This window comes from Virgibacillus halotolerans (assembly GCF_016908515.1).
GTDB classification, from domain to species: Bacteria; Bacillota; Bacilli; order Bacillales; family Amphibacillaceae; genus Virgibacillus_M; species Virgibacillus_M halotolerans.
This window is the reverse complement of record NZ_JAFBEA010000005.1, coordinates 250,167-274,311: the sequence shown is the minus strand read 5'-3', so window position 1 is coordinate 274,311 and position 24,145 is coordinate 250,167. Positions and strand designations below refer to the sequence as shown.

Annotated in this window: 37 protein-coding genes; 34 read left to right on the top strand and 3 right to left on the bottom strand. The window is 46.7% G+C overall.

The features are described from left to right. Window positions 1–11: 11 nt before the first annotated feature. Entirely contained in the window at window positions 12–218 is a 207-nt protein-coding gene (locus JOC34_RS13920) for a helix-turn-helix domain-containing protein (RefSeq protein ID WP_205137378.1), read from the bottom strand. Window positions 219–442: 224 nt separating this feature from the next. On the opposite strand from JOC34_RS13920, the gene JOC34_RS13915 reads away from it, so the two are divergent. From JOC34_RS13915 to JOC34_RS13780, 28 genes are all read left to right on the top strand, one after another. Then, entirely contained in the window at window positions 443–1,078 is a 636-nt protein-coding gene (locus JOC34_RS13915; RefSeq protein ID WP_205137377.1) for a sigma-70 family RNA polymerase sigma factor, read from the top strand. A gap of 135 nt (window positions 1,079–1,213) precedes the next feature. Next, window positions 1,214–1,396 carry a hypothetical protein gene (locus JOC34_RS13910; protein WP_205137376.1) on the top strand — a complete coding sequence of 61 codons (183 nt, stop codon included), beginning with the start codon at window positions 1,214–1,216 and terminating at the stop codon, window positions 1,394–1,396. Next, complete coding sequence (locus JOC34_RS13905; RefSeq protein ID WP_205137375.1) at window positions 1,393–1,884, top strand: hypothetical protein; 492 nt, start codon at window positions 1,393–1,395, stop codon at window positions 1,882–1,884. Before JOC34_RS13910 ends, JOC34_RS13905 begins: the two co-directional genes overlap by 4 nt. Window positions 1,885–2,008: 124 nt before the next feature. Further along, the gene (locus JOC34_RS13900) at window positions 2,009–2,782 is read left to right on the top strand and encodes a hypothetical protein (RefSeq protein WP_205137374.1); all 774 of its coding nucleotides are present in this window, start codon (window positions 2,009–2,011) and stop codon (window positions 2,780–2,782) included. Beyond that, on the top strand, window positions 2,748–3,311 hold the full coding sequence (locus JOC34_RS13895; RefSeq protein WP_205137373.1) for a hypothetical protein: 564 nt from the start codon (window positions 2,748–2,750) through the stop codon (window positions 3,309–3,311). The genes JOC34_RS13900 and JOC34_RS13895 overlap by 35 nt, the downstream gene beginning before the upstream one ends. After that, a complete protein-coding gene (locus JOC34_RS13890; protein WP_205137372.1) occupies window positions 3,308–3,550 on the top strand; it encodes a hypothetical protein in 243 nt (80 codons plus the stop codon). The genes JOC34_RS13895 and JOC34_RS13890 overlap by 4 nt, the downstream gene beginning before the upstream one ends. A 635-nt stretch (window positions 3,551–4,185) precedes the next feature. Further along, the gene (locus tag JOC34_RS13885) at window positions 4,186–5,139 is read left to right on the top strand and encodes a hypothetical protein (RefSeq protein WP_205137371.1); all 954 of its coding nucleotides are present in this window, start codon (window positions 4,186–4,188) and stop codon (window positions 5,137–5,139) included. Between the two features lie 306 nt (window positions 5,140–5,445). Further along, window positions 5,446–7,422, top strand: a complete 1,977-nt coding sequence (locus JOC34_RS13880; protein WP_239544388.1) for a DNA polymerase — start codon at window positions 5,446–5,448, stop codon at window positions 7,420–7,422. 16 nt (window positions 7,423–7,438) lie between these two features. After that, window positions 7,439–8,446: a hypothetical protein gene (locus JOC34_RS13875; protein ID WP_239544385.1), complete on the top strand. Its 1,008-nt coding sequence runs from the start codon at window positions 7,439–7,441 to the stop codon at window positions 8,444–8,446. Between the two features lies 1 nt (window position 8,447). Continuing rightward, a complete protein-coding gene (locus JOC34_RS13870) occupies window positions 8,448–8,609 on the top strand; it encodes a hypothetical protein (protein ID WP_205137370.1) in 162 nt (53 codons plus the stop codon). Further along, a complete protein-coding gene (locus JOC34_RS13865) occupies window positions 8,610–9,119 on the top strand; it encodes a crossover junction endodeoxyribonuclease RuvC (protein WP_205137369.1) in 510 nt (169 codons plus the stop codon). It abuts the gene before it with no gap. A 1-nt stretch (window position 9,120) separates the two neighbouring features. Continuing rightward, the gene (locus tag JOC34_RS13860) at window positions 9,121–9,435 is read left to right on the top strand and encodes a hypothetical protein (RefSeq protein WP_205137368.1); all 315 of its coding nucleotides are present in this window, start codon (window positions 9,121–9,123) and stop codon (window positions 9,433–9,435) included. 11 nt (window positions 9,436–9,446) lie between these two features. Further along, window positions 9,447–9,656, top strand: a complete 210-nt coding sequence (locus JOC34_RS13855; RefSeq protein WP_205137367.1) for a hypothetical protein — start codon at window positions 9,447–9,449, stop codon at window positions 9,654–9,656. A 213-nt stretch (window positions 9,657–9,869) separates the two neighbouring features. Next, the gene (locus JOC34_RS13850) at window positions 9,870–10,061 is read left to right on the top strand and encodes a hypothetical protein (protein WP_205137366.1); all 192 of its coding nucleotides are present in this window, start codon (window positions 9,870–9,872) and stop codon (window positions 10,059–10,061) included. Between the two features lie 23 nt (window positions 10,062–10,084). Further along, the gene (locus tag JOC34_RS13845; protein ID WP_205137365.1) at window positions 10,085–11,356 is read left to right on the top strand and encodes a ribonucleotide-diphosphate reductase subunit beta; all 1,272 of its coding nucleotides are present in this window, start codon (window positions 10,085–10,087) and stop codon (window positions 11,354–11,356) included. A gap of 13 nt (window positions 11,357–11,369) precedes the next feature. Continuing rightward, window positions 11,370–11,771: a hypothetical protein gene (locus tag JOC34_RS13840; protein ID WP_205137364.1), complete on the top strand. Its 402-nt coding sequence runs from the start codon at window positions 11,370–11,372 to the stop codon at window positions 11,769–11,771. Continuing rightward, a complete protein-coding gene (locus tag JOC34_RS13835) occupies window positions 11,772–13,466 on the top strand; it encodes a ribonucleoside-diphosphate reductase subunit alpha (RefSeq protein ID WP_205137363.1) in 1,695 nt (564 codons plus the stop codon). Window positions 13,467–13,545: 79 nt separating this feature from the next. Further along, complete coding sequence (locus JOC34_RS13830; protein ID WP_205137362.1) at window positions 13,546–13,770, top strand: hypothetical protein; 225 nt, start codon at window positions 13,546–13,548, stop codon at window positions 13,768–13,770. A 19-nt stretch (window positions 13,771–13,789) separates the two neighbouring features. Then, a complete protein-coding gene (locus tag JOC34_RS13825; RefSeq protein ID WP_205137361.1) occupies window positions 13,790–13,990 on the top strand; it encodes a transmembrane Fragile-X-F protein in 201 nt (66 codons plus the stop codon). A gap of 19 nt (window positions 13,991–14,009) precedes the next feature. Further along, window positions 14,010–14,735 (top strand): PhoH family protein, encoded by a 726-nt coding sequence (locus JOC34_RS13820; protein WP_205137360.1) that lies wholly within the window; start codon window positions 14,010–14,012, stop codon window positions 14,733–14,735. Further along, window positions 14,735–15,049: a hypothetical protein gene (locus tag JOC34_RS13815; protein ID WP_205137359.1), complete on the top strand. Its 315-nt coding sequence runs from the start codon at window positions 14,735–14,737 to the stop codon at window positions 15,047–15,049. Before JOC34_RS13820 ends, JOC34_RS13815 begins: the two co-directional genes overlap by 1 nt. After that, a complete protein-coding gene (locus JOC34_RS13810) occupies window positions 15,040–15,360 on the top strand; it encodes a hypothetical protein (protein WP_205137358.1) in 321 nt (106 codons plus the stop codon). Before JOC34_RS13815 ends, JOC34_RS13810 begins: the two co-directional genes overlap by 10 nt. A gap of 1 nt (window position 15,361) precedes the next feature. Further along, window positions 15,362–15,997 (top strand): dUTP diphosphatase, encoded by a 636-nt coding sequence (locus tag JOC34_RS13805; RefSeq protein ID WP_205137357.1) that lies wholly within the window; start codon window positions 15,362–15,364, stop codon window positions 15,995–15,997. Further along, window positions 15,998–16,180: a hypothetical protein gene (locus JOC34_RS13800; RefSeq protein WP_205137356.1), complete on the top strand. Its 183-nt coding sequence runs from the start codon at window positions 15,998–16,000 to the stop codon at window positions 16,178–16,180. Further along, on the top strand, window positions 16,181–16,879 hold the full coding sequence (thyX, locus tag JOC34_RS13795; RefSeq protein WP_205137355.1) for an FAD-dependent thymidylate synthase: 699 nt from the start codon (window positions 16,181–16,183) through the stop codon (window positions 16,877–16,879). It abuts the gene before it with no gap. Then, complete coding sequence (locus tag JOC34_RS21825; protein WP_239544384.1) at window positions 16,860–17,582, top strand: 3D domain-containing protein; 723 nt, start codon at window positions 16,860–16,862, stop codon at window positions 17,580–17,582. The genes thyX and JOC34_RS21825 overlap by 20 nt, the downstream gene beginning before the upstream one ends. After that, window positions 17,575–18,417 (top strand): hypothetical protein, encoded by an 843-nt coding sequence (locus JOC34_RS13785; RefSeq protein WP_205137354.1) that lies wholly within the window; start codon window positions 17,575–17,577, stop codon window positions 18,415–18,417. Before JOC34_RS21825 ends, JOC34_RS13785 begins: the two co-directional genes overlap by 8 nt. 255 nt (window positions 18,418–18,672) lie before the next feature. Further along, window positions 18,673–19,134: a DUF3310 domain-containing protein gene (locus JOC34_RS13780; RefSeq protein WP_205137353.1), complete on the top strand. Its 462-nt coding sequence runs from the start codon at window positions 18,673–18,675 to the stop codon at window positions 19,132–19,134. Here the strand turns inward: JOC34_RS13780 and JOC34_RS13775 are convergent. Beyond that, on the bottom strand, window positions 19,131–19,562 hold the full coding sequence (locus JOC34_RS13775) for a hypothetical protein (RefSeq protein ID WP_205137352.1): 432 nt from the start codon (window positions 19,560–19,562) through the stop codon (window positions 19,131–19,133). The genes JOC34_RS13780 and JOC34_RS13775 overlap by 4 nt on opposite strands. Window positions 19,563–19,672: 110 nt before the next feature. Between JOC34_RS13775 and JOC34_RS22265 the strand changes: the two genes are divergently transcribed. Together JOC34_RS22265 and JOC34_RS13765 are read left to right on the top strand one after the other, a co-directional pair. After that, entirely contained in the window at window positions 19,673–20,017 is a 345-nt protein-coding gene (locus JOC34_RS22265; RefSeq protein ID WP_205137351.1) for a sigma factor-like helix-turn-helix DNA-binding protein, read from the top strand. After that, window positions 20,014–20,469, top strand: a complete 456-nt coding sequence (locus JOC34_RS13765) for a hypothetical protein (protein ID WP_205137350.1) — start codon at window positions 20,014–20,016, stop codon at window positions 20,467–20,469. The genes JOC34_RS22265 and JOC34_RS13765 overlap by 4 nt, the downstream gene beginning before the upstream one ends. Before the next feature lie 39 nt (window positions 20,470–20,508). On the opposite strand, the gene JOC34_RS13760 is transcribed toward JOC34_RS13765, so the two are convergent. Beyond that, window positions 20,509–20,943 carry a hypothetical protein gene (locus tag JOC34_RS13760; RefSeq protein WP_205137349.1) on the bottom strand — a complete coding sequence of 145 codons (435 nt, stop codon included), beginning with the start codon at window positions 20,941–20,943 and terminating at the stop codon, window positions 20,509–20,511. Window positions 20,944–21,528: 585 nt separating this feature from the next. Between JOC34_RS13760 and JOC34_RS13755 the strand changes: the two genes are divergently transcribed. From JOC34_RS13755 to JOC34_RS13740, 4 genes are all read left to right on the top strand, one after another. Continuing rightward, window positions 21,529–21,702 (top strand): hypothetical protein, encoded by a 174-nt coding sequence (locus tag JOC34_RS13755; RefSeq protein ID WP_205137348.1) that lies wholly within the window; start codon window positions 21,529–21,531, stop codon window positions 21,700–21,702. Next, window positions 21,695–22,012, top strand: a complete 318-nt coding sequence (locus JOC34_RS13750) for a hypothetical protein (RefSeq protein ID WP_205137347.1) — start codon at window positions 21,695–21,697, stop codon at window positions 22,010–22,012. Before JOC34_RS13755 ends, JOC34_RS13750 begins: the two co-directional genes overlap by 8 nt. A 291-nt stretch (window positions 22,013–22,303) precedes the next feature. Further along, window positions 22,304–22,669, top strand: a complete 366-nt coding sequence (locus JOC34_RS13745; protein ID WP_205137346.1) for a hypothetical protein — start codon at window positions 22,304–22,306, stop codon at window positions 22,667–22,669. 501 nt (window positions 22,670–23,170) lie between these two features. Continuing rightward, window positions 23,171–23,569, top strand: coding sequence for a phBC6A51 family helix-turn-helix protein (locus tag JOC34_RS13740; protein ID WP_205137345.1), 399 nt, complete (start codon window positions 23,171–23,173; stop codon window positions 23,567–23,569). Window positions 23,570–24,145 lie beyond the last annotated feature (576 nt).

The window sequence follows — 24,145 nt, the reverse complement described above, 5'->3', positions numbered from 1 at the left end:
TGCAGTAGAAATTATTCCGAATCTTTCACAATCTCGACCACATCCTCGATTGGTACTTCGAGGTGCGAGCATAACTTCTCGATTGTCGAAAGCGATACTGATTCGTTTTTATTTAACTTAGTCCTTGTCGCAGACGAAAGTTTTAAATCCTTACATACGTTAGTTACTTTTAAATCCTTATTTAGTAGCGTGTGGTGAAGCGGTTTATAACTTATCATAATAATATTTCCTCCTTGTTGTTAATTTAATTATAAACTATTAGTGCGTAATAATCAACTTTTAGTTTACAAATTTAAACTAAAAGGTTTACATATCTAAACCTTCGTGGTATTCTACATTTAGTAGTTTAATAGATTTTAAAAATAAATTACTAAATAATGCCTAACACACTTAATACTTTGCGTATATAGGAGTATAAGGCAAACAAATAGGAGGAAACAAATTGAATAAACAACAACTTAATAATTTAGTAGTCATGTACCAGGAAACTAAAAGTGATGAAATCTTTAGCGAGATTTTCGAAAGCTTAGGAGGGTTCATCGCGAAGACAGTCCAGAACATATCGACAAGGTATAGGATGGACAAGCTGGAAGTAGAGAGCGAGGTACACTTTAAGATTTACGACGTCGCCAAGGACTACAAAGCAGAGTTAGGAGACTTCGAGAATATCTTGAGGGTTTCGATAAGTAACTCGTGCAAGTCGATACTAAGGAAACCGAAAGTAGAAAGTGTCAACTTAGAATATGGAGACGATGAAGGAAACACGGTGAGTATCTTCGAAGAGTTAGAAGGGGAAAACTTATCAAGTGATTTAGAAGAAGAATTAATCGAACACATAACGAAAAAAAGAGACCAGCGTCAACTGATCTCCGACTTACTGGAAAAAGCAGACAATAAAAGCCGCCAAGCCTTAACTGCTTATTCCGATTCAACTTCCTACCTAGACGCCGCCAAGCGCCTCGGTACATGCAATAAAACGATTGAGAGACGTATCCGTAAGATAGCCAACCTTTTCGACGCCAATCAAAAAGGAGATAAGTCCGACTATTTTACTGTATTAACAGAATCTATAGCTTAAAACATTACATGTCTATTTCAACGTCTCTATTTCATTATATCACGTACAACACGAAATTATACGCAAATTGAGGAAATTAATCAAGTCTTAATATACGTTAATATAATCCAACTAAAATACACGGAGGTTTTTACGATGTCAAACGAACATTCAACGCTATTAAACGAAATACAAACGCAGGAAAGACGCGCTATCCTTACCAACGCAGAAGCAATCGAGGCAACGTACTATGAATACAACGGACAACCAGAGGATGTAACGGATTTCTATGGTAACACATACGAATACTTTTCTCTGAAAGGAGTGCTTGTCGGATGAGTACGTCAACTAACGAAGAATATATCATTACTACACACGCTAGACAACGGATTAAAGAACGCTTAGGCATCGAATCAATCGAAGTAGCCAGCGCATGGGTAGCTGAGCAATTACGCAAGGCTTCCCGTTCATATAAGGACGAGCATCGCACGAACTACGTTACGGAATCCTACGAAATTGTAACGGACGGCATTAAGATAGTCACCGTTAAGCCGAAGGGCATTGCCGCGGATTATATGACGAAGCTGACCGGTATGTTATCGAGGGAAATAGAGAAGGAATTGACGAAGGTTAATCGCGAGTTACGTAAGATCGAAATTACAGTCGCGGAGCATACGCTGAATCAGCTTAAGGCACGTAATCCTCGGACTAAGGACGTAATACAGACGAAACTTCTTGCGGCGCTTGAGGAAAAGGCGCGTATTGAGAACGAAGTTAAATCGGTACAGCGTGCGGCGGAGAAATTCGGATTAACGGCGATATCATAATCGCCCGCCGGTTGCGGTGCATGAACGCGGAAGTCCACGGCATCCGAACACCGTTCATGCATCGCCACGGGCGACAAGCTGCGCAGCTATACCCGACATTATATAAGAAGAAGGAGACGATTGAATGACGAAGTATCAAGCAGGTACAGACGCATTGGACGCATTAAACCAGGAGGACGGCGGAGGAGATAAGCAGGAATTTACCTCATTCAAAAGTGGAACGACGTTAACCGTCAAGGTACTAGGAACAGCCGATCTTATCCAGTTTTATAGCTACGGAATTTTTAAACAAGTCAATTCGTTCGTAGCCGCCAATCCAAGTAAGAAGTCCGCAAAAGGATACCCGGTCGAAAACTATACGCCGTGGGACGCTGCATGGAAATACCACAAGGATTTATCGCAAGACTTCAACGACGAACACGGACAAGAGGCGGGCAAGTATCGTCCGAAGCAACGTTTTGCGATGGGATTCATTGACTTGGACTCCGGAGAACCAATCGTCATCGACGTATCGAAGAATCAGGCGCAAGCAATTCACGCCTCCATTAAGAAGTACGAGAAGAAACTAGGCAAGCTGGCGTTCGAATTAGCGAAGACTGGACAGTCTACTTCAACTACCGTCAGCTTGTCGCCTGTACTAGACTTCGACGAAGACTTGACGGACAAGCAGAAGGAAAACTTCGGTAAGGCTCCGGAAGAGTTCGACATGACGCTGTTTGACGGCCTTCTTTACGAAGCTGACGAGGCGGAACAGCTCGAACTACTTACGCAGGCCGGCTTCGACATAACGCTGATTGGTTACGGTAAGGATGAAGCGAAGACTGACGTAGGACAGGCGGTCAGCGGCGTAGGAAGCGGTGAAAATGGCGACATTACAGACGACGATCTTCCGTTCTAATGCGGAAGTAGTCACGCTAATACGATGTAAACTAAACGATAAAGGGGACGGTCGAATGGCTCACATAAGCGAAACTACGGGGAAGTATTCACAAGTAATCGCCAAAGCCGCGCTAATTGCAGGCGGATATCAAGTGGCGGAAACTGAAACGGAGGAACCTTACGACTTTGTCGCAAAGGATCGCCTCACTGGCGAGTGGCAGACGTTCCAATGTAAGACGATTCGCCTTCGTGGCGATCGGAAGAACGAAATGGTCGTATATTGTAAGAGCGGAAACGGAAAGCCTTATCCGAAATCCGACGTTGATCTAATTATTGGCGTCTTGGCGGAAGATGGCGAAGTGCCACGCGTATTCTACTTCGAGAATGAGGAGAAAGGCGAAGTGTGGGCGTCTGAAATATCGGCAGCCAAGCGGTGGGTCGAACTTCCAATATCGCTGGATCGTGGGATGTTAGTCGAAGATATCACGGCATTAGATGGACCGGAGGTATCCGGGATAACTGGCGCGATTACGGAGGTGTACCAATGACGGATGCACAATACGAACGTAACTACGACGCAATGTTAGCGAACCCTCCCGAGGACACTCGCCAGGAAGTCGGACACTGCGACTACTGTATGGACGATATCCTCGAAGGTGACGAAGTATGGCGAGATGCAGGCGGACAACTCGACTTATGCGTATGTTCAATCGGATGTCTGGCGATGTTTACAGCAAAGTACGACGTCGATATTGACGAATTTGAGAAGGCGGAGGCGGTTATATAATGGCGAAACTTAACGGAGTTCATACGGTGAATATGGTTGACGGGGATATTACAAAGATTTCGTACCTCGGGGATACGTACGAGATGGTTGAGGGCGGAAGGGGCGATGTAAAGCTAGGTGATGTCGTATTAAATAATGACTACGCCGAAGACGCCCCGGCGGGAGAATATTTCGAGGTTGTATCCGGTGGATTTAGCGGATTTACGGTTATAGATAACGCCGGGGACATTCATGGAAACATTCTCCACCAATGTACAATATTCCGCAAAGTGGGGCCACCTGAGTCGCATGCGACAATCGGAGGTGATCCGCAAGTGGGCGATAAAATCCGGATTACTCGGACAGTAATGGCGGGTAGTGATTACGAGATAGGCGATGTGCTTACCGTCCAATACATCTATCCCGATAATGACGTCCGAGTAGAGGAGAACAGGCGGTTAATTCTACGTAGTGAGTTCGAAATTATCGGACGTAACTCCGACTCCCCGTCGACAGACGAACGTATTGACTCGCTAGAAACGCGTGTGACTGCGCTGGAGGAAGGCGCGGAGGATTCGGGTGAGGACGAAGTAATCGTGGACATCTCGGAAAGCAAGTACTCACCCAGAGATGTCGTCCGAGGAGATTCCGGTGCCTTGTACGTGCTATACCAACGATGCCCGGAGAATGATTATGCAGGCGAAGGAATTGCGTGGAGGGCGAACGAATCATATTTCGGATGGATTGGCGAGGATCAAATCGAAAAGGTGTCCGATGAAATTACGTCAGCCACACCGAAAATTGGCGACAAGGTTATCGTAGTTAGAGAGATTGCCTCCAGTGGAGAGTACGCAGTTGGCGACGTCCTAACGGTCGAAGAGGTAGTTGGAGACAGTGGCATTCACGTAAAGGACTTAGGCGTTGGATTACTGTCTAGCGAATTCAAAGTCGTAGAGATTGCGCCAGATGCACCGACATTCGAAGTCGGGGAGTACGCTAAGTTTACCCGCGATGAACACGAACATAGCGAAGGAGATGTCGTATTAATTATGGACGATGACGGGGCAGACAGTCTTCCGTTGCGTATTGAGAAGGTAAACGGCGAATCTTACGGATACGCGAATAGAAGTGCGCTAGTTACTGCTACGGACGCAGAAGTGGCGGAAGCTAAACAGGAATTTAGTCCGAAGTTTTCCGTAGGAGATTACGCTAAAGTTATCGGAGATACGTACCATGACGATATTGACGAAGGGACAATCGTTAAAATAGTAGCAGGAACTGACGATGACGGCGACTATGAAATCCAATTACTAGACAAATCCGACTACGATTTCGCACCAGCGTCATCACTCGAAAAGTTATCGGAAAAGGAAGCCAAGTTTGCGAAGATTGGGCGCAAGGTGGACGAGTATAAGGTCGGGGATATCGTCATCGTCGAGGTTACCGTAGACCATTACGGATCGCCTGTCGGAAGTATCATCGAATTGATCGATACACGAGATGATAGAGACGGTATATTTAAATACCGCAAAGAGTCCGGTTCGGTAAGGTTAGTTGACTATAAGTATATCGAATTAGTAACGCCAGTCGAACATCGCTTCGACAAGTAACTACGGAAACATACGTCAAACAACGGAAAGGAGGACGATACATTGACGGAAATCAAACTAACGTTAAACAACGTCAGCCAGTCGGACACCAACGATGCAGCCGAGCGGATTAACAAAGCCGCCAAGCTAAAGTCGGACGCCACCGAGACAATGGACGAAGCCTGGACGAGGATATTCGCGATGAAGAATAGTGACCGCGATAACGGGAGGCTGCACGAAGTTAGGCGGGCGATGGCTGCTGGTGAAATTGGGCGCGAGGTGCCTGCGGAAGGTGAACGTCAGGGTAAGTTTAATAAGGCGGAGGCTATGCGGTTATGGAAAGTGCTAGCGGAACGCGGCAAGGCGGATAAATTACGAAAGATGGTCGAGGATACTCCGGATAACTACGAACTGATCACGACAGAATCCCAGATGGTTGAGTTAATTGATGCGCTAATGGACGAGACGATCGTAGCGATTGATACGGAAACAACGGGAGTTGATGTGTATACCGACGTTATCGTAGGTATGTCATTTACGCTCCCTGTAGCGAACAGGCACGTATATATCCCGGTCGACCACGTTGATTGCGTTCAATTATCGAGAGACTATGTAATAGACGCTGTTGATCCGATACTTAGGAACGAAAGCATCGGAAAGGTTTTCCATAACGCGATATTTGATATAGCGATGTTTCGCCGGCATGGGTCGGACGTAAAAGGAGTAGCGTGGGACACGATGACCGCAATGCACTTGCTAAACGAAAATGAACCGTCGTTTAAGTTGAAGGACTTGGCGCCTCTATATCTAGGCGTTGAGTCTGATACTTATGCGGAATTATTCGGAAATAACGCTCAATTTAAGGAAGTTCCGCTAGATATTGCGTTGGTTTATGGGGCGAAGGACACTGAAATAACGTGGAAACTATACGAGTTTCAGCGAAGACATATGGAGAAGATGCCGACGATATTAGACTACTATGAGGCGGTTGAAGTGCCATTACTGACGGTGATCGTGGACTTGGAGGCAAACGGATACGTACTCGATTTAGATTTCGCTGAGAGGTACGGAAAGGAATTGCGGGATAAGGCGGAATCACTTCGGGGGGAATTAGTTCGGACTCTGGCGCCGTACCACACCGGAGATGGCGATATAAACTTAAATTCCTCGCAGCAAATGAAGCCGGCAGTATCTAAAGCGATAGGACGAGAATTGCCGAATATGGACGCGAAGAAGACGCTCAATCCTTTGAAAGATAAGCATGAAGTTATAGCAAATCTAATCGAATATAAGGACGTTACTAAATTGAGTGGGACGTACATCGACGCATTGCCTAAGAAACAGAACCCAACAACAAGGCGGTGGCACTCGCGTTTTAATCCGATGGGTACGGTGACGGGAAGATTCAGTTCAGGTAAGGACGAGGAGGATAAATCTGGACAGGGGTTTAATGTGCAGAATCAACCTGAGAATGCGCGGAAGATGTTCGTTGCTCCCGAGGGTAAGGTACTCATAGGAGCCGACTTTAAAGCGCAGGAAATAAGATGCGTCGCGTATATGTCAGGAGAACCTGTATTAATTAACGCATTCCTAGAAGAACGCGATCCTTATGCAAACATGGCGTCAAACTTCTTCAAGCGACCTTATGAAGAAGTATACAAGAACGATGACGGAAGTGATACGGATGAACGTAAGCAGATGAAAGTCGTATGGCTTGCGACATTGTACGGAATGAGCGACTTTTCCTTGGCAAATACGTTGGGCGTGGATAAGAAGGAAGCGACGGAATTTAAGGAAGAATTGTTCGGTAGTATGCCGAAATTGAATGCGTGGCTCGAAGCGAATAAGGCAACGGTACAAAAGCAGGGATTCGTATGGGCGGATCACGGATACCGTAAACGAAGACTTCCGGAGGCGACTTGGCGACGTAAAAATATTCCTTACGGACAATATTTCAACGATAAATACAAGAAGGAACGCATCCACAACGCTAAGATAGGGACTGCGTTTCGTCAGGCCGCAAATGCCCGGGTGCAAGGTTCGTCATCCATTCAGACGAAGGTTACGATGATTAGGGCGCATGAGTATTGCGCTAATAAGCCCGGCTGGGCGCTGTGGGGGTCCATTCACGACGAGATTCTGTTCGAAGTTCCGCGGGATTTCACGAAGGAAGATGCGGAGGATATTCGCCAACTTATGCTCGAGTCCTATCCGTGGGGAGACGTAGTACCAAATGGTACGGATATTGAGGTAATGGAACGGTGGGGCGAGGGTGTTCCGGTGGAAGAATGGTTTAATCAATAGAAAGGTGGACGATTATTTGACGAAAACTAAACGAGGTAACGCACAACTAGCGCAACAAATAGCGGACGATTTGGTCGATCAAATGGACGAGTTTCATAGTCTTCCGGAGGTTTGGGATAATGCGCTAGACACGCAGATTGCGAAATGGTATGCCAACGCACCGAACGTATTTCCGAAACGGCCTTACTTCTCTCCATCATCGGCGAACGCTTGCCCGAAGGAGTTGTATTACAAGGCGAAACGGGCGCCAAAGGATGTAATGCGGAAGCAGCCGCACCAATCACGGTGGCAGAAAATCGGAACGTCGATCGGCGATATGATTCAACGGGAGATATTGTCGATGGAGCGCAATTACGAGAAACATGTCGGACAGCCTTGCCGGTTTAAATTCGAACGGACGGACAAAGGCGAGCCACTTTTCGAGGAATTTGCGAAGCGCAACGTACTCGTCGAGCATAACGGAAAGTCGTTTTACCTTTACGGAACTGGCGACGGCGTCATGCAGTACGTAGCAGACGACGGCGAAGTATTCCGCGTAGGTCTCGAGGTAAAGTCGAAGCAGACTACGGCAGCCAGGACGTCATTGTTCTCGATGCGCAAACCGGAAGAATCACACGTCAAGCAGTGCGTCAGTTATGCCCACATGTATAATCTTGACATGTTCGTAATACTTTACGTGAATGCGTCCAAGAAGACGTGGGTATATGCGGAGGGTGATTATGAAAAGAATCCGGATATTAGGGCGTTTGGAGTCCACGTAACCGACGAAGATAAAACGGAGTTATTCGATAGATTTACCGAAATACTAGATTCGATTGATGAAGGTAAGCCGTTACCTCTAAAGGTGGACGGATGGCTTTTTAACCCTTACAAAACGCTGATTGCGAAGGAAATGCCGGAAGAGGAGTTCGGGGATTTAAAACGTATGAATAAGCAGATGTCGAGGTCAAGTCTACCGGAGTTCAAGAAGCGTAACTTTGCAGAAGTAGTCGACTTTATATCGGAAGTAAGGGAGGCGGAATAATATGCGGTTCATATTTACGTTAATTACAATCGCAGTTCTGACGGCACTGGCTTACGGACTCGCGGCACTGTTCGGAAGTACGTACGAAGAGGCTATGCTTCCGTTGCTCGTCGGGTTTGTGTCAGCAATGTTTGCGAACAGTGTAACGGAAGGAGGCGAATAGATGACGTTTTCTAACGTAACTTTTTGCTTGGACTTATCGTTATCATCGCCAGGATTCGCAATACTCGCAGTTACCGAAACCGGTGCACCGATCGTCCTCGAAACATCGCACGTCAAAACGAAGGCGTCGAAGTCTCACGGATACCGACTAGGCGAGATTAGCGAGGAGATTGACCGTTATATTACGACGTACCAACCGGAGCATATCGTCCGAGAAAAAGGATTCTCGCGGTTTGCTGCGACGACACAGGCCATCTTCAAAACGGTGGGAATATCCGACCTGTACGCCCACATGCGGATGGACAAGGTAATCGCGGAGATTCCGGTGACTACCGTTAAGAAGGCGGTCACAGGTTCGGGCAAGGCGACTAAGGACGAAGTGGCTGACGCTGTTATGGAGATATTACGGATAGATAAGCCGTACTTCTTTGCGACAGATGACGAAAGTGACGCCTGCGCGGTTGGATTGGCGTATATGTACGAGCATAAATTAATCGAAAAGGGGTGGTAATATGAAGGATGATAACCAGATATCCTACTTGATAACAGACGTTATCTTACTAACTTTCACGCTTCTAGTGGCGTTACCATTTACGTATATGGTTGCATGGAACGTGTTAGCCGTCGGATTGTTCGGTACTTTTAAAATAGGATACGGCGGCGCATATGCGCTAATGGTACTGCGATCCTTATTTTTTGGTAAGGTGGCAGGTAAAAATGATGAAACTTACAAAGAAAGTCTAGGCGATACAGTTAAAGGGATTTTAAAGTATGTTTTCGTATTAGTTTTGACGGTAATTATAGGACTTTCATTAGGATATTTATAGGAGGAGATATTATGAAACCACTTAGACGTAATCTAGACGGGTATACAACGGGTGAACTTGAGGAAGAAGTAAAACGGCGAAAAAGGTACGATTATACCCACAAGCGCGCATTAGCTATCGTCAACAATCCGGACAATCATGTAATTGTTACCGAAATAGCGGAAGCATATCACGGGGGTAAGGAGATAACATTCGTAATTAACGGAGGTGCGGAGATATGAAGAAATTCTCGGAGATAGCGGCAATGGTTCTCGTAACAGTCGGACTACTAGCGATACTCGCCGCAGCACTAGGAGGAGTCATTGCGATATGGAGCCTTATATTATGACGAAGTTATCTAAGGTACTTGACGCAATAGCCGAGGTGCTACTCGTCTTATTTATAGCCGCAATGATGGTGGTCGTCATAGTCGGAATGTGGAAGGGGCTGTGTATATGAGCGCAGTATTCTCGGAACAAATACGCAGGGTACTCGAAGATCAGCGCCAGGAATTGCGTGACATCCGCCAGAAAAGGCGGGAGCTACTCGCAAGGATGTCCGAATTAGATGACGAAGAGATAACGGCGATTGTCGGGATACGGAAGACACGGGCGATATTAGAGGAGATGCAAGCGGACGAATACTAAAACAACGAAAAGGGAGCGATTATTTGACGGAAACTAAGATTAAGAAACGTAATGGATCGTCAGTGGATTTTGATGCGAGCAAGATTACGCAAGCTATCCGCAATGCCGGTGTAGAGACGGGCGAGTTTGGCGATAAAGAGGCGAAAGTACTAACGCAAGATGTTATGACGTTGGTCCGTGGTAGAACGGAGGGAACGGACGAGCCTATTACGGTAGAGGACGTCCAGGACTTAGTTGAGACCATATTGCTTGCGTCTGAATATAAAGAAACGGCTAAAGCTTACATTATCTACCGAGAATTACGTAATCGAGATAGAAGTCCCGACATATTCAAGCGAAGGGTTAACTTGAAGCCGTATGAGTATCCGCAGATGTCGGAGTACAAGGACGCTATAAGGCATTCATACTGGATTCATACGGAATTTAATTATACATCGGATATACAGGACTTTAAGGTTAACGTAACAGACGCGGAAAGGAACGCAATTAAGAACGCTATGCTCGCGATAGCACAAGTAGAGGTAGCGGTTAAGACGTTCTGGGGCGACCTTTACCACCGTATGCCTAAGCCGGAAATAGGCTCGGTCGGATATACGTTTGCGGAGTCGGAAGTCCGCCACCATGACGCATATTCGCATCTACTAGAAATACTCGGATTAAATAACGAGTTTGAAAAGATCGAGGATATTCCCGAATTGTCGCAGAGGGTAGATTATTTAACGGATAGCGTAGCGTTAGCGCGAACAGGTAGCGATAAGGACTACGCATTGTCGATTCTACTATTCTCGCTATTCATCGAACATGTATCGCTGTTCTCGCAATTCCTTATTATTATGTCGTTCAACAAACACCGGAATCTATTTAAAGGCGTATCCAACGTAATAGAAGCGACGTCGAAAGAGGAGCAGATTCACGGTCTATTTGGAATAGAATTGATTAACATTATCCGCAAAGAAAAGCCGGAATGGTTTGACGATAAGATGGAGCGCCAAGTTATGGACGCCTGCCGCGAAGCTTATCGTTCCGAGGAAATCGTTATTGACTGGATTTACGAAGAGGGCGATTTAGACTTCCTTCCGAAAGAGACCGTTAAGGAATTCGTTAAGAATCGTTTGAATAACTCGTTGAAGAGTATCGGGTATAAGGAAGTATTCGACGTAGATGAGACGATCGTAGAACAAACGGACTGGTTTGATGATGAAATCTCAACCACCAAACATGTAGATTTTTTCGTGAAGAGGAGCGTTAATTACACGAAGCGCAGCCGAAGTATAGGAGCGGATGACTTATTTTAGGGGGCAGTTAATTATGGAGAAATATTTAATCGAACAATACGACGTAATCGAGGATAATAGATGGCTAAAGGACGTTAGAGATATCGAGGTTTATTTCGAAGATATTGCACGCGATTACATGGAGTGCGGACAAGGGTATTACCAAGACTACGCAGACTTTACTTGCAAGATCGGAGACAAGTTTTACGATGTCAACGTATTCGCTGAGATAGGTAGCGCTAAACAGGATGTAGGCGATAGGCTTTATTGGATTGATAATATCGAAAGAATCACGTATCACGAAATAGAAAAGCCAAACCCAAAGCCAATAACTTCTGTTACGTATACATTCAAAGTTACATCATCTGAATTGGCAGGGATTAACGATTACCTAGAGTCTAACAGTATTGAATATGAAAAGGAGACGGATAAATAGATGACGGAAAAACAACGAAAGCCATTCGATTGGCTAAATAAAAACAGCCGAGATTTCCTAAACGGAGGTTACTTAACGGAGGGTACCTCGCCAGAACAACGTATTAAAGAGATAGCAGAAAACGCACAGATTATCCTCGGTATCGATGGATTTTCCTCCAAGTTTTACGACTATATGTCGAAAGGATATTACTCGTTATCATCGCCAGTATGGGCGAACTTCGGTAAAGATCGAGGGTTGCCGATAAGCTGTTATTCAATCGATATACAAGATAATATGGGCGACATTATGCGAGCAACGGGCGAAATTGGGATGATGAGTAAACTAGGCGGAGGTACAGGAGGATACTTCGGAAAGCTCCGACCACGTGGCTCTAATATTACGGATAATGGCGAATCATCAGGCGCAGTACACTTTATGGAGTTGTTCGAGGCTCTTATGGACGTTGCTAGTCAAGGTAAAGTACGTAGAGGCTCGTTCTCGCCTTATCTTCCAGTAGAACACCCGGACATTGATGAATTTCTAAAGATTGGTACAGAAGGTAACGCAATACAAGGACTGACGCATGCTGTTACGGTAACAGATAAGTGGATGCAAGAGATGGTTGACGGAGATGTAGAGAAGCGTGCGACATGGGCGAAGGTAATTCAGTCTCGCGTAGAAATGGGCTATCCTTATATATTTTTTAAGGATACGGTAAATAACGAAGCTGCTGACGTATATCGCGATAAAGGACTGACGATTAATCACAGTAATTTATGCAGCGAAATAACGTTACCAACTAACGAAGATTACTCGTTCGTATGCTGTCTATCGTCAATGAACTTACTACATTATGACGAATGGAAGGATACAGACGCAGTAGAGACAATGGTGTACTTCCTTGACGCGGTAATGACGGAGTTTATCACGAAGTTAGAGGACATGCGAGATTCAGACGAACAAGAAAAGAGACAGGCGTTCTACTTCATGGAGAAGGCGTACAACTTTGCTAAGGAGCATCGAGCGGTCGGATTAGGGACGTTAGGATGGCATTCGTACTTACAGTCGAACATGATTCCGTTCGAAAGTATGGAAGCGACGAAGCGTAACGCATGGATTCACCAACGTATACACGATAAAGCATATAAGGCATCGGAAGAACTAGCGGAAATGTTTGGGGAGCCGGAGTTGCTGAAAGGTTATGGACGTAGAAACGCCACACTAATGGCGATTGCACCGACGACTAGTTCCGCATTCATTCTCGGACAGGTATCGCAATCGATTGAGCCTTTATTTTCGAACACTTACGTAAAGGATTTAGCGAAAACTAAGGCGACTATCCGTAATCCTTATCTAAAGGAGGTACTCGCCAAATACGGCAAAGATGATCGCGAAACGTGGAACGATATTCGAGATCATGACGGAAGCGTGCAACATCTCGGATATTTGACGGATAATGAGCGTGACGTATTCAAGACGTTCAGCGAAATCGACCAGTACGTAATCCTCGACCAAGCAGCGATTAGGCAGCAGTTCATCGACCAGAGCCAATCGTTAAATATTATGATTAATCCGGACGTATCAGCGAAAGAGATTAACGACTTGTACTTATTCGCATGGAAGAACGGAGTTAAGACGTTGTACTATCAGCATAGTACAAACGCAGCGCAGCAGTTTAGTAAAGATAAATTGTGTGTCGTATGTGAAGCGTAATGACGAGGATTTTATTTTCGATTAAAACGCCTAACTCCTCGGACAATCTGCGTATATAGAAGTATAAGGCGGTGATAACATGTTACGTAAATTACGGAACCTGTTCGTAAGAAAGGCGGAGTCCAAATCAGCCTCACTCGCAGATAAGATAGAGGCGGAATTAAAACGCCTAGCAGACGAAGCAGTGTACGCGGCTTATTTGGAAGAAATGTCGAAGAAACTGGCGGATAAGAAGAACATGAAACTACGTGATTTAGTCGAATTCGAGCGCGAGGTTACGAAACGTTATCGGAAGTATCACTAAAACAAACGGAGGCGGTAAAATGGGTATTTTAGAAGTATTGACGATTGTATTCGTAGTATTGAAGCTAATAGGCGTTATTGCGTGGAGTTGGTGGCTCGTATTCCTGCCGCTAATTATAAGCGCAGTGATATACGTTATCGTATTAACGCTGTATGTCATCGGAATAGTAAAGTTGAAGCGCAGTATTGACCGGGATTTCGACCACGACTTTTTCAAATAATTAAAACGGAGGCGATTCGATGGGAAACAAATACGGAGATATTCGCTGGAAATGGTTGAACGAACGAGGTTTCAACGTACTATCCGACCGACACCAGTATGCATATATGCAGTCGCTGTGGACGTCACCCGATCTCGTACAAGGCGTATTCTGCGAAAGTCCTGCGGGGACAGGTAAGACTGTCCTTGCGGTACTCGCCGGAGCCTACGCGGTACTAAACGAGGAATACGACCGCATCATCTATATCCGAAATGCCGTACCTGTCCGCGATCAAGGATTCCTACCGGGAGACAACGGAGAGAAGGATGCACCGTACATGTCACCGCTGGCTGAGGCGTTGGAATACGTCAATCCCGGAACATTCGAGGAATGGTCGTCAACAGATAACGGAAATATACCGAAAGTTGTTCCGTTAACATCGTCATATGCACGAGGTATTACGTGGGACAGGTCGTTCATCATTATCGACGAGGCGCAGAATTTCGACTTGCACGAATTAAGAACGGTATACACGCGTCCAACGGATACTTCGAAGATTGTCACGACAGGATCAAATAAGCAGGTCGATAATCAGCGGTTAAGACGGTATGCCGGAATGACTCCGTTCGATATCTATATGAAGCATTTCGAAGGTGAGCGGGCTGTCCGTCATAAGCTAGAGACGAATTACCGTGGTTGGTTCAGTAATCATGCCGATAATGTTGACGAGACTATTCGGGAGATTACCAGAAAGGAGTCGGTGTAATGGAAAACTTGCCAAAATCACTTCGAATAGGAGCGAACGATTACGCCGTAAACTCCGTAAGTGGATTGGCGTCTGGTCAAGGAAATTGGGGCGAAATTGATTACGGAAACACTGCAATAAGCCTTGAGGAATCCCTTAGCGAAAGCAAGACGCTAGATACGTTGATTCACGAAATGACACACGGAATATTGTTCGAAGCAGGTTTCGATGATCACACGGAAGAACAGGCGAACCGCATAGCGAAGGTACTGGCGTCAACATTGCGGGACAATGATTTCGGATTTATGCGGAAGGAGTCGAAGTCATGCGAATAGCAAACGGAATACTAGCGTTACTGTGGATCGGAATATTCATTGCTTTTACGGGTGGCTTCGAGATTAGCCGGTTTGGAGTCGGATGTCTAATACTAGCCGTAATATTATCCGCCGTAAAGGACATGCTGGCGGACAGCGAATCGGCTACCAAATCCTACGAAATATCCGTATACACTGCGAAGGTAGACGGTGAATCGGTATATGTCGCAGAGGTGAGGAATCCAGACGGAGGTACGGAAGTATTCGGAGGAGATACGTTAGAAGAGGCGCGGAGTAACGCGATGAAATATATCGAGAAGGAGTCGAAGTAATATGGCGAAATTTACAACGGGCAAGGAATTAATCGAGGAAACTATACGGGATAACCACGAGGTACTGAGGAGATTGGCGGACGATAAGCCTGTTGTCGGATTTAAACGACTAACAAGTGACGCGATTATCCCGACGAAAGCCCACGCAACAGACTCCGGATTTGATTTGTACGCAGCAGAGGACGTTGTTATACATCCCGGAGAGACTGCGGTTGTATCTACGGGGGTTGCCGTACAGTTGCCGGAGGGTATGGAAGCGCAGGTTAGACCGAGAAGTGGTATCACATCAAGGGGATTTGTTCAAGTTCATCTCGGTACTGTTGATAACGAGTATATTGGAAACATTGGGGTTATTGTAGAGAATAAAGCGGACTTCATTCCAATGTATGAGAAGGCTAATAGCAGGGTACTTCTTGGCCCTAAAGGTAACATCATTACCAACGAAGACGGTACCATATACAAGTCTGATGATCTTGTATTTTCCCACTCCTGCCTTATCCGCAAAAGCGACCGCATCGCCCAACTAGTCGTCCAATACTTACCGCAAGTATCCGCCGTTGAGATTGACGGGGATTTGACGGAGACTAAGCGCGGTACCGGTGGATTCGGGAGCAGTGGCGTAAGGGAGGACGATTAGATGTTCAGTGCTATCGTATCTTTCGTAGCTTATACGATTATCTTATCCGGAACAATATGCGTATTAGCGATTGCGTGCCTAGGGATAACTTGGGGAATCGGTAAGGTGCTTAAGTCGCTTGATATATACGGATTATTTATAAAATTTTTAATCGATCATTACCGGAATAAGGAGGACGAATAATTGACGAATAAAATCAACGTGTTAGACGATACAGGTTACGTAATCCTCCATGACGTAATGGGTACGGACTTATCCGTAGTAAACGCAGCGCGCGTCAGCTACGACAAAAAGTCGGAAGAATTAACGGATGGTGACCGTAGATTAATCGCCTTCTTGGCGAGAGAAGGGCATTCGAGTCCTTTCCGCCATGCATTCCTGCAATTCGAAATATACGCGCCTTTAATGATCGCCAGGCAGTGGCATAAGCACGTCATAGGTAGCGACCATTCGTTCAATGCGCACAACGAGTCAAGTAGACGGTATGTCACGGAGGAACCGACATTTCACGTCCCTTATGCTGACGAATGGCGAAGTAAGCCGGAGAACTCGAAGCAAGGCAGTGGCGTTCCCATTGACGAGTCGGAAGGAACGTATTTAACCGAGGAACTATTCGACTATATACTACGTGGCGAGCAGTTATACGGGGAGGCAATGGCTCGTGGAGTAGCTCCAGAGCAAGCGCGACTATTCTTACCGGCATATGCGATGTATATTCGATGGTATTGGTCGGCATCATTACAGGCGGTATGCCATCTGTTAAATCAGCGACTGGCATCTGATAGTCAATACGAATTTCAGCAGTATGCGAAGGCTGTACTCGAATTAGCGCGCCCACACTTCCCGGAATCAATCGACGCACTTGTCGGAAAGGACGGATAATATCGCACTAATCACAGAACTAGCGGTAGCCTGTACGTTATTTGCGCCCTGCCTCGAAGAACCTCCGGACTACCCGGCGTACATCGACGATAAAACTGGCGCAAAGGCAGAGGCGGACAGGTTGGTGGAGGATAACGAATCTTTAGAGGCGGAAGTCGAAGTTACCGAGGACTTGTACGATGCACTAGCGGACGATATAGAGAAATTACAGCGTGAAAACGACGAACTACGGACGGAATTAGACAAACGTAAGGAGGCGGAATCTGATGGCGGAGAAACTCGATATAGCGATACAAGTAATCGGAAGAATGGTCGCACTGACATCGATGTTAGCCGTAGCAGTGATCGTGATACTGGCGCTGATAGGTCTGGCGTTGTTCCTTTGGGACATACGGAAGCTATGACGATGGAGGCTACGGCTTATACGGCGCATTGTGATACCGGATGTACAGGCGTCACTGCTACGGGAATTGACGTAACTGGCGGGATATATCACGAAGGTAAGCGAGTAATTGCGGTAGATCCTACGCAGATTCCACTCGGTTCTACAGTAAGCGTTAGTACCGGAGGACAGTCGTTTGAGGCGGTGGCGGAAGATACGGGAGGAAATATCGGACATGGGCGTATAGACATTCTAGTGGAATCTACGGATGAAGCGGTAGAGTTCGGCAGGCAAGACGCGGAGGTGACGGTAATTGATTAGACACGATAGAATCGGCGACGATATAGGACTATTTGACCGTGCTATGAAAATACTTGCGGGAGCATCGACAATGGAACCTGATTATTCGAAAGGGAGCGATAATATGGGTACGAGCATTAGCGAATCAAATCGACACTACATCGCAGACGAGGAATTAGGCGGGATCGAGCGGGAATATGCGGTGATTGGCGCGAGAGGCGGGAGAGCCCGCGTTGGTGATTACGTAGTAAGCAGTACTGGACGTATCTGCAAGGTTACTAAAACACACGACGATGGGGACGTAAATGTAGATACATTGGCGGGAGAATATAACGGAGAATATACTCGATCCTTTTACAAAACGCTATCCCCAACGGGAATCATCCGGCACAATGGCGAGCGTTATCGCTTAGTCGAAGATATTGAGGTGGAGATTGGCGGGAATATTCTTATTATCGGTGCGGTAATGACGGGTGGGAAATATTCAGTCGGTGACGTACTTACAGTCGATGAGGTAGGTAATTCGGGGGTCTACGTTAATTCCGCAAAGACAGAAAACGGCCCGAATAATATCGGATATATTAGTTACGACGAGTATATCGTACTCGAGCCGGTAATCGACGAACCAACGGCGGACGCACCGACGGAATCCCAGCCGGACTTAGTAGACCTCGTAATCCGCCTAACGCGCAAGGTTGCGGAACTAGAGAAGCGCGTGAACGACGCTGACTACAAGGCGGGGCAGGCGCTGACTTCTACGTCACAATTTGCGGAAAAGCTAACGGACAGTGAAATATCGGTTAAATTAGATGGACGCACGGTCGCGCGTGTTATTACGGGTAGTGCCGATGAGTAGTCACGGCGAACACGGTCCGCAAGCATCGTTCACATTACCGCCATTCAACTACGAATACAAGGCGGACTACCTCCGGGACTTCATCGCAATTGACCCGGACGACACCGCAGGCATAGACGCGGTATTTGCGGGATTGGTCGAGAGTGGTTCGCAATGTTCCGACGTAATGGCAGCAGACGAGATGGAGTCGTTAAGGCGGTTGGTTGCGGTATATAAGGCGCATATGGGACGTAAATGACGAAAGGGGACGTTAAAATGACGAATATATATGGATTTAGCGTAGGGGATGTCATTAAGATTACGAGATATAACGGGGATGAAGTCGAGGCTACGGCGGAAGTAATAAATACTTGCGATACGGGATTATTACGCGCTAACCAGTTGACTGGAAAACGTCTAATGACGTACCTAAGCGGGTATATCGTATTAGATTTGGAGGACGCATTCGAGCGGATTTCATCGGCTGCCGTTGAAGTAACCGACGTAGTTTCACACCCTCCGCATTACAATTCCGGACGCTTCGAAACTATCGAAATTATCGAGGAGATAACGCAAGGGTACGACGATGGGTTCGTTGCACACTGCGCGGGTACAGCGATCAAATATATCTCGCGCGCACCGCATAAGCACGACACACCGACGGAGGACTTACGCAAGGCAGCGAAATACTTGGAATTTGCGATTGAGCGGCTAGAGGCGGAGGAATCCAAACGCTAACCTTCCGCCTTATCGGCGCCACGCAACCGGAACACGAACACCTTTCCGTCACTGCTCCCGCGGTCATATTCGAAGCTGTACGGAGCCTTATCGGAGTCATATCCGTACATCGCCGCAAACTTGCGCGCACTCATATAGTAGCGCTTGTCCACGTTGTAATTAGACGTAGCGGCATCGGACATATCGGCGACAGCCTCCGGTCGAGCGATCGCCAGGCAGCGGCCCCTCGGATCATATAGGATGGCTAGGCGTTGATATGGACGGATGCCGAGCAGCTTCTGGGCGGACGAGTTGACATAGAAACGGCGTTGCTTGTCGAGATTGATTGCGGGAACGCCGTCGGATGGGACGAACTCGAATCCGTCGAGTATTGACGATGTTGTGGCGTTTGTTGGCGTAATGTCTTCGGTACTATTGTCGTTATTCATAAGGAAACCTCCGTAATATTGCGATTTTAGTCAGTATATCACGAAGTATTGGCGAAAGACAAGCGTTTTATACAAGATTAGGCGAAGTTATCACGAAAGGCGGCGATTATATGGGAGAAAATACAGGCGCAAATACAAGTACAAAACAACCACGCTCACAAGCCCGAAGCATCCTCCGCCAATACTACGAAATATCCTCCCGACGATATGCCGGTGATTACGGAGCATGTGACGTGTTACTAGACTTCGATAGAGCCGTAAGTATCGCCAGGCTGACACGTCGTCAGACGGAGGCTCTAACGCTCATATACGGCGAAGGATTGACGCAGGCAGAGGCGGCTGGGCGACTTGGTGTGCGGCAGAATACGCTTTCCGAGGTATTGGCGAATGGGGAGCGTAGGATTGACGCGGTTTACGATAGATGGCAGTTACTAGACGAGGAGATGGCGAAATGACATTAACGTACAAAGAGCGACTACAAGTGGACTACGAGCGCATACGCACCGCCACCAAAGCCGGAGCGCTTCCGTTACCGCAACGGATGGACGAGATTCGTCAGGCTACGGACAGGTATGCGTTGGCTCACGCGGAGGAATATGACGAGGCGGTGGCGCAAGCGATGGCGGAGGGACGTTCGCCGGGAACCGTGCCGATTCCGTTTAAAGATACGGGGTTGCTTCACAACCTTGCGGACTTATGTATGGACGAATACCTACGGTGGAGCCATCCGGATAAAATGACGATCGTGGAGTATCCGGTTATGAGCGCAAGTCAGCAAGATAGACGGAAAGGTACGGAGGCTCCGTTTGTGTGGTCGGAGAGTTACGACGCTAATGACGTAGATCATGCGCCAAGGACACGGGATTACATGCGAAAGGTGCGCCAGAATCAGCGGAGTTTGCGGTAGTATGAGGATTGGTATAGATGTTGTATAAAAATAACGCATCTATACCTTTGTTACACTGTTTAGTATATCGAACATCTCCCGATCCCTATCAGTTATTACATTCCCCTTTGAGCATAAATCCGTAAATGCCTCCGCAAAATCTTCTTTAAAGTTAACGTGGGCATATTCCGTCTTGCCATCTAGGGGCAAAGGGAACTCCTTGCAACCTAATACTTGGTAATGAATGCAGTGCCCTATTTCGTGGATGCAGTCGTTAACTGTCGCCTTAGCGCTTATATACAAGGTATTTGTTTTATGGTCATACGCACCTGCGACGTTGTGGGTTTCTGTATCGTGTTGCTTCAAAAAGGCATAAGGTAAACCGGTTTTTATATCATAACTTATTAGCTTTAATAACTTCGGGAACATCTCCTTGATGACATCTTCTGCTTGAGTTACCAGGGAGCTTTCCTTAGTCAATGAGAACAAATCCATAAATACATCCTCCTTATATCCGTTTGTCTTATTGTATATAAATATTCGGCGTTTGTCAAACGAAATTATAACGTAAGGATTAATCTACACTAATTTACCGATATTACCGTTATTTAGACGGTTACCCTTTCGGAAAACGTGAACGATTCACATATTCTCGGGATAATACCTGCGATATTCGCGGGCAAACTCAGCGAAGTGATCGACTGAAAGGCTCGCGGATATAATATCGGACGGTCGGCTCCGATAGCCTTGCCGGTAAGGCGTATAATGTTCCGGAAACTGTGTACCATCGCCGACCATGATGCCGTAAAGGTGTAGCAACAACGGGGAGGGCGGAAAGGTTCCCGACACGCCGTGTCAACGTAAGTCTTTTGCGCGGGTGCGTAGTACAGCCGTTGATCGGTTACAAGAGATACAGGATACGCCGACCTGCCTCCGTAAATAGGCGCTTGTCACATCGAGCAATAAAACGCTCCTATACCGTGGCAGGCGTCTTTATTTTTGCGTTAAAACCGCCCGAAAGGCGTGACTCGGACGTTAAATATAAACGGCACGCACACAATACGAGGAGGATGATCGAAGATGAACGAACAGACGAATGAATTTAACGGGGAAAGATCGAGTTTACTGCTTAATTATTTACGGGAGTTGCGGACACTGAAGGAGTGCGGAATTAACTGCGCTAGAGAAATAAACGAGGTTATGTCCGAGATTAATGGCGAGTTAGATGTCGGTAGAGGTGAAGACGATGAGTAATCGAATAGCAGCAAAACCAACGTTAAATGGCGTAAGATTTCCGAATAACTTGGACTTCATCTACGACGATGGTAAGGCGAAAATGACGTTTATTCTGGAAAATGAGGACGTACTCGAGTTTTTCGATATGATACGTGAACCCGTTAAACTGGGCGTTGCATTTTCGGCTGACGACCGACCTAGAACGATATGTCCTCGCATGTTCCTCGAGATAACCGGAATAGACAGTAATATTGACGACTGGACGGCGATTGAGTTATCAGGTGAGAGTCGTGAGGGAACGGATTTGGCTGCGTTACGCAAGCTATAAACTACTTATAATTTAACGGAGGTCGATTATGTGAACGAGTTTTTCTGCTACTCTACGACATTAATGCATTTCTTAAAGGCGAACGGGCTCCGCTACAAATACGCCACTACGCACAGCCGCACAGGCAACCGTATGTGGGTGTTTGAGCGTGATGACGGATTACGTAGCCTATTGGACGAATATGACGCTAGGAAGGCGCAGGCACGCGCTGAGGGACGATTGGACGTCGGTAAAGGTCGCATACAGGCGAATAGTTAACGGGAAGTAACTTAGTGAACGGAGGAATAGTATATGATCGAAAAGGGCGGTAAATTAACGAATCATACTCCGATTGATAACGGAATAAAGCGAGTATTTTTCGATAAGGACAACGATCTAGGGTACGGAGACTTTGCGGTGTTTATCTACATCGTAATGTACATCCAGTATTCGGACGATGCCGGAAAAGGTGCGGATAACGGCAAGAAGGGTTACGCATATACGACAAAGACTCGCATGATGGCGGAGCTATCCATCGGCAAGGACGGACTTAATTCGTGCATAGATCGGCTCGTAAAGTACGGATTTATTGAGACGCGTGATGTCCCGAACAGGTACGGAGGCAAGCCGTTGCAGGAATATAAGCTATCGGACAAATGGCGTAGTGGCGCGGGCTAGCGAGGTCGAATGCGGATTCAGCCCTTTGCAATGGCGGATTCAGCCCTTCGCAAATGCGGATTCAGTCCGTATTAAGTATATAGATAGTTAAGTATATCGATAAGTAAGTATATAGAAGTAATAGCGAAAGAGAGAACAAGGTCAAGTAATACCGAGATTAACCAAAGTACGGTTAACTCGGGAGAGTGATTTCAAAAGATAGATCGCTTACGCTAAAAGATTATCGCCAATAGATAAGAGATATAGTGCGATAGGTCAAGTGCGTCAGATCTTAAAGAAAAGAGAAAGGTCAAGACCGTCTACTTGTGGCGCCCAACGTTCGCAGGTCAGGCGGTTATTGGCGTTATAACAAGCGGAGGTGTTCCGATGTTAAGACGATTACCAGGACGCACATATAGGCGTATAAAGTACGCAATATTATCCGTATACGTACGAGGAGTACTCGCATATTATGGATATAGGAAATAATACGGAACAGCAACGGAGGGGAGGGGCGATAACATGGCGAAGTTAAACGAGAAGCAGATCGCTGCTGTGACGATACTGGCGTTACCTAAACGTGGAGGACTAACGTACCAACAAGTCGCTGATAAGGTCGGAGTAAGCCGTCAGGCACTCGTAGATTGGCGTAAGAGGGACGACTTTAATAAGGCGCTAAAGGACGAGATTGTACGTAATACTCTCGACACTATGCCGGAGATTATGGAGTCGATTCCGAATCATATTATAAACGATGGAAATGCGGCCTTATTTCGTACATTGCTACAGGCACACGGAATGTTGACGGAGAAGCACGAGATAGAAACGGCATCCAAGGCGGAAGATACTGACGCAATGAAGGCGGAGATCGAGAAGTTCCGCAGTAGGTTAGAAAATGGTAGTAATGTAAAGCCGGACTAGTTGGCGGACATTATATAGAAGGAACCGGATTAAGTACGGTTTACAGTCGGCTACAGGTGACGTACTACAGGCGTTGTTTATAGCGCCGTACAGCGACGTAGTGCCGGATAGGGTAACGTACATATAGCGTACTGTATAGAGAGGCGTATACAGCGTTGTAGTGGCGTATATGTGACGTACCTGATAGCGTGGTATCTAGCGCTGTACCGAATATAGTGACGTACACACTGGCGCTGTAGTGACGTATATGGTATCGTAGGGTAATACAGGTAGCGTAGTATAGGGACGGAATGCAGGCGAGGTACTGCCGTGTGGTGGCGTATAGGGATGCCGGTAGGGTAGCGTATGTAGTGACGGATAGGCTCCGTACACCAGGCACGAGGCTCTGGCGCGTGAGGGTCGGAATGCTTTGACGTACTACCGGTTCCTGTGCGCCGTACTGTCGGGCTGGTGGCGACAGACTGCAGCGATGTAGCACCGTAATTATGTAACGCAAGGCGTCAGTTATGCACGATTTTATGCAGCGGAAGTGTTCGGTTACTTAACGTAACTGTAGTGTATGGCGTACAGTATAGC

Bases quoted from the DNA above. Each gene is read 5' to 3' on its own strand.
- JOC34_RS13755 (WP_205137348.1), top strand. From the start codon at position 21,529: ATGAACGAACAGACGAATGAATTTAACGGGGAAAGATCGAGTTTACTG.
- JOC34_RS13910 (WP_205137376.1), top strand. From the start codon at position 1,214: ATGTCAAACGAACATTCAACGCTATTAAACGAAATACAAACGCAGGAA.
- JOC34_RS13775 (WP_205137352.1), bottom strand. From the start codon at position 19,562: ATGAATAACGACAATAGTACCGAAGACATTACGCCAACAAACGCCACA.
- JOC34_RS13865 (WP_205137369.1), top strand. From the start codon at position 8,610: ATGACGTTTTCTAACGTAACTTTTTGCTTGGACTTATCGTTATCATCG.
- JOC34_RS13890 (WP_205137372.1), top strand. From the start codon at position 3,308: ATGACGGATGCACAATACGAACGTAACTACGACGCAATGTTAGCGAAC.
- JOC34_RS13855 (WP_205137367.1), top strand. From the start codon at position 9,447: ATGAAACCACTTAGACGTAATCTAGACGGGTATACAACGGGTGAACTT.
- JOC34_RS13920 (WP_205137378.1), bottom strand. From the start codon at position 218: ATGATAAGTTATAAACCGCTTCACCACACGCTACTAAATAAGGATTTA.
- JOC34_RS13850 (WP_205137366.1), top strand. From the start codon at position 9,870: ATGAGCGCAGTATTCTCGGAACAAATACGCAGGGTACTCGAAGATCAG.
- JOC34_RS13765 (WP_205137350.1), top strand. From the start codon at position 20,014: ATGACATTAACGTACAAAGAGCGACTACAAGTGGACTACGAGCGCATA.
- JOC34_RS13800 (WP_205137356.1), top strand. From the start codon at position 15,998: ATGTTCAGTGCTATCGTATCTTTCGTAGCTTATACGATTATCTTATCC.
- JOC34_RS13900 (WP_205137374.1), top strand. From the start codon at position 2,009: ATGACGAAGTATCAAGCAGGTACAGACGCATTGGACGCATTAAACCAG.
- JOC34_RS13860 (WP_205137368.1), top strand. From the start codon at position 9,121: ATGAAGGATGATAACCAGATATCCTACTTGATAACAGACGTTATCTTA.
- JOC34_RS13905 (WP_205137375.1), top strand. From the start codon at position 1,393: ATGAGTACGTCAACTAACGAAGAATATATCATTACTACACACGCTAGA.
- JOC34_RS13740 (WP_205137345.1), top strand. From the start codon at position 23,171: ATGGCGAAGTTAAACGAGAAGCAGATCGCTGCTGTGACGATACTGGCG.
- JOC34_RS22265 (WP_205137351.1), top strand. From the start codon at position 19,673: ATGGGAGAAAATACAGGCGCAAATACAAGTACAAAACAACCACGCTCA.
- JOC34_RS13760 (WP_205137349.1), bottom strand. From the start codon at position 20,943: ATGGATTTGTTCTCATTGACTAAGGAAAGCTCCCTGGTAACTCAAGCA.
- JOC34_RS13745 (WP_205137346.1), top strand. From the start codon at position 22,304: ATGATCGAAAAGGGCGGTAAATTAACGAATCATACTCCGATTGATAAC.
- JOC34_RS13880 (WP_239544388.1), top strand. From the start codon at position 5,446: ATGCGGTTATGGAAAGTGCTAGCGGAACGCGGCAAGGCGGATAAATTA.
- JOC34_RS13805 (WP_205137357.1), top strand. From the start codon at position 15,362: ATGGCGAAATTTACAACGGGCAAGGAATTAATCGAGGAAACTATACGG.
- JOC34_RS13870 (WP_205137370.1), top strand. From the start codon at position 8,448: ATGCGGTTCATATTTACGTTAATTACAATCGCAGTTCTGACGGCACTG.
- JOC34_RS13815 (WP_205137359.1), top strand. From the start codon at position 14,735: ATGGAAAACTTGCCAAAATCACTTCGAATAGGAGCGAACGATTACGCC.
- JOC34_RS13820 (WP_205137360.1), top strand. From the start codon at position 14,010: ATGGGAAACAAATACGGAGATATTCGCTGGAAATGGTTGAACGAACGA.
- JOC34_RS13810 (WP_205137358.1), top strand. From the start codon at position 15,040: ATGCGAATAGCAAACGGAATACTAGCGTTACTGTGGATCGGAATATTC.
- JOC34_RS13750 (WP_205137347.1), top strand. From the start codon at position 21,695: ATGAGTAATCGAATAGCAGCAAAACCAACGTTAAATGGCGTAAGATTT.
- JOC34_RS13780 (WP_205137353.1), top strand. From the start codon at position 18,673: ATGACGAATATATATGGATTTAGCGTAGGGGATGTCATTAAGATTACG.
- JOC34_RS13895 (WP_205137373.1), top strand. From the start codon at position 2,748: ATGGCGACATTACAGACGACGATCTTCCGTTCTAATGCGGAAGTAGTC.
- JOC34_RS13840 (WP_205137364.1), top strand. From the start codon at position 11,370: ATGGAGAAATATTTAATCGAACAATACGACGTAATCGAGGATAATAGA.
- JOC34_RS13825 (WP_205137361.1), top strand. From the start codon at position 13,790: ATGGGTATTTTAGAAGTATTGACGATTGTATTCGTAGTATTGAAGCTA.
- JOC34_RS13835 (WP_205137363.1), top strand. From the start codon at position 11,772: ATGACGGAAAAACAACGAAAGCCATTCGATTGGCTAAATAAAAACAGC.
- JOC34_RS13830 (WP_205137362.1), top strand. From the start codon at position 13,546: ATGTTACGTAAATTACGGAACCTGTTCGTAAGAAAGGCGGAGTCCAAA.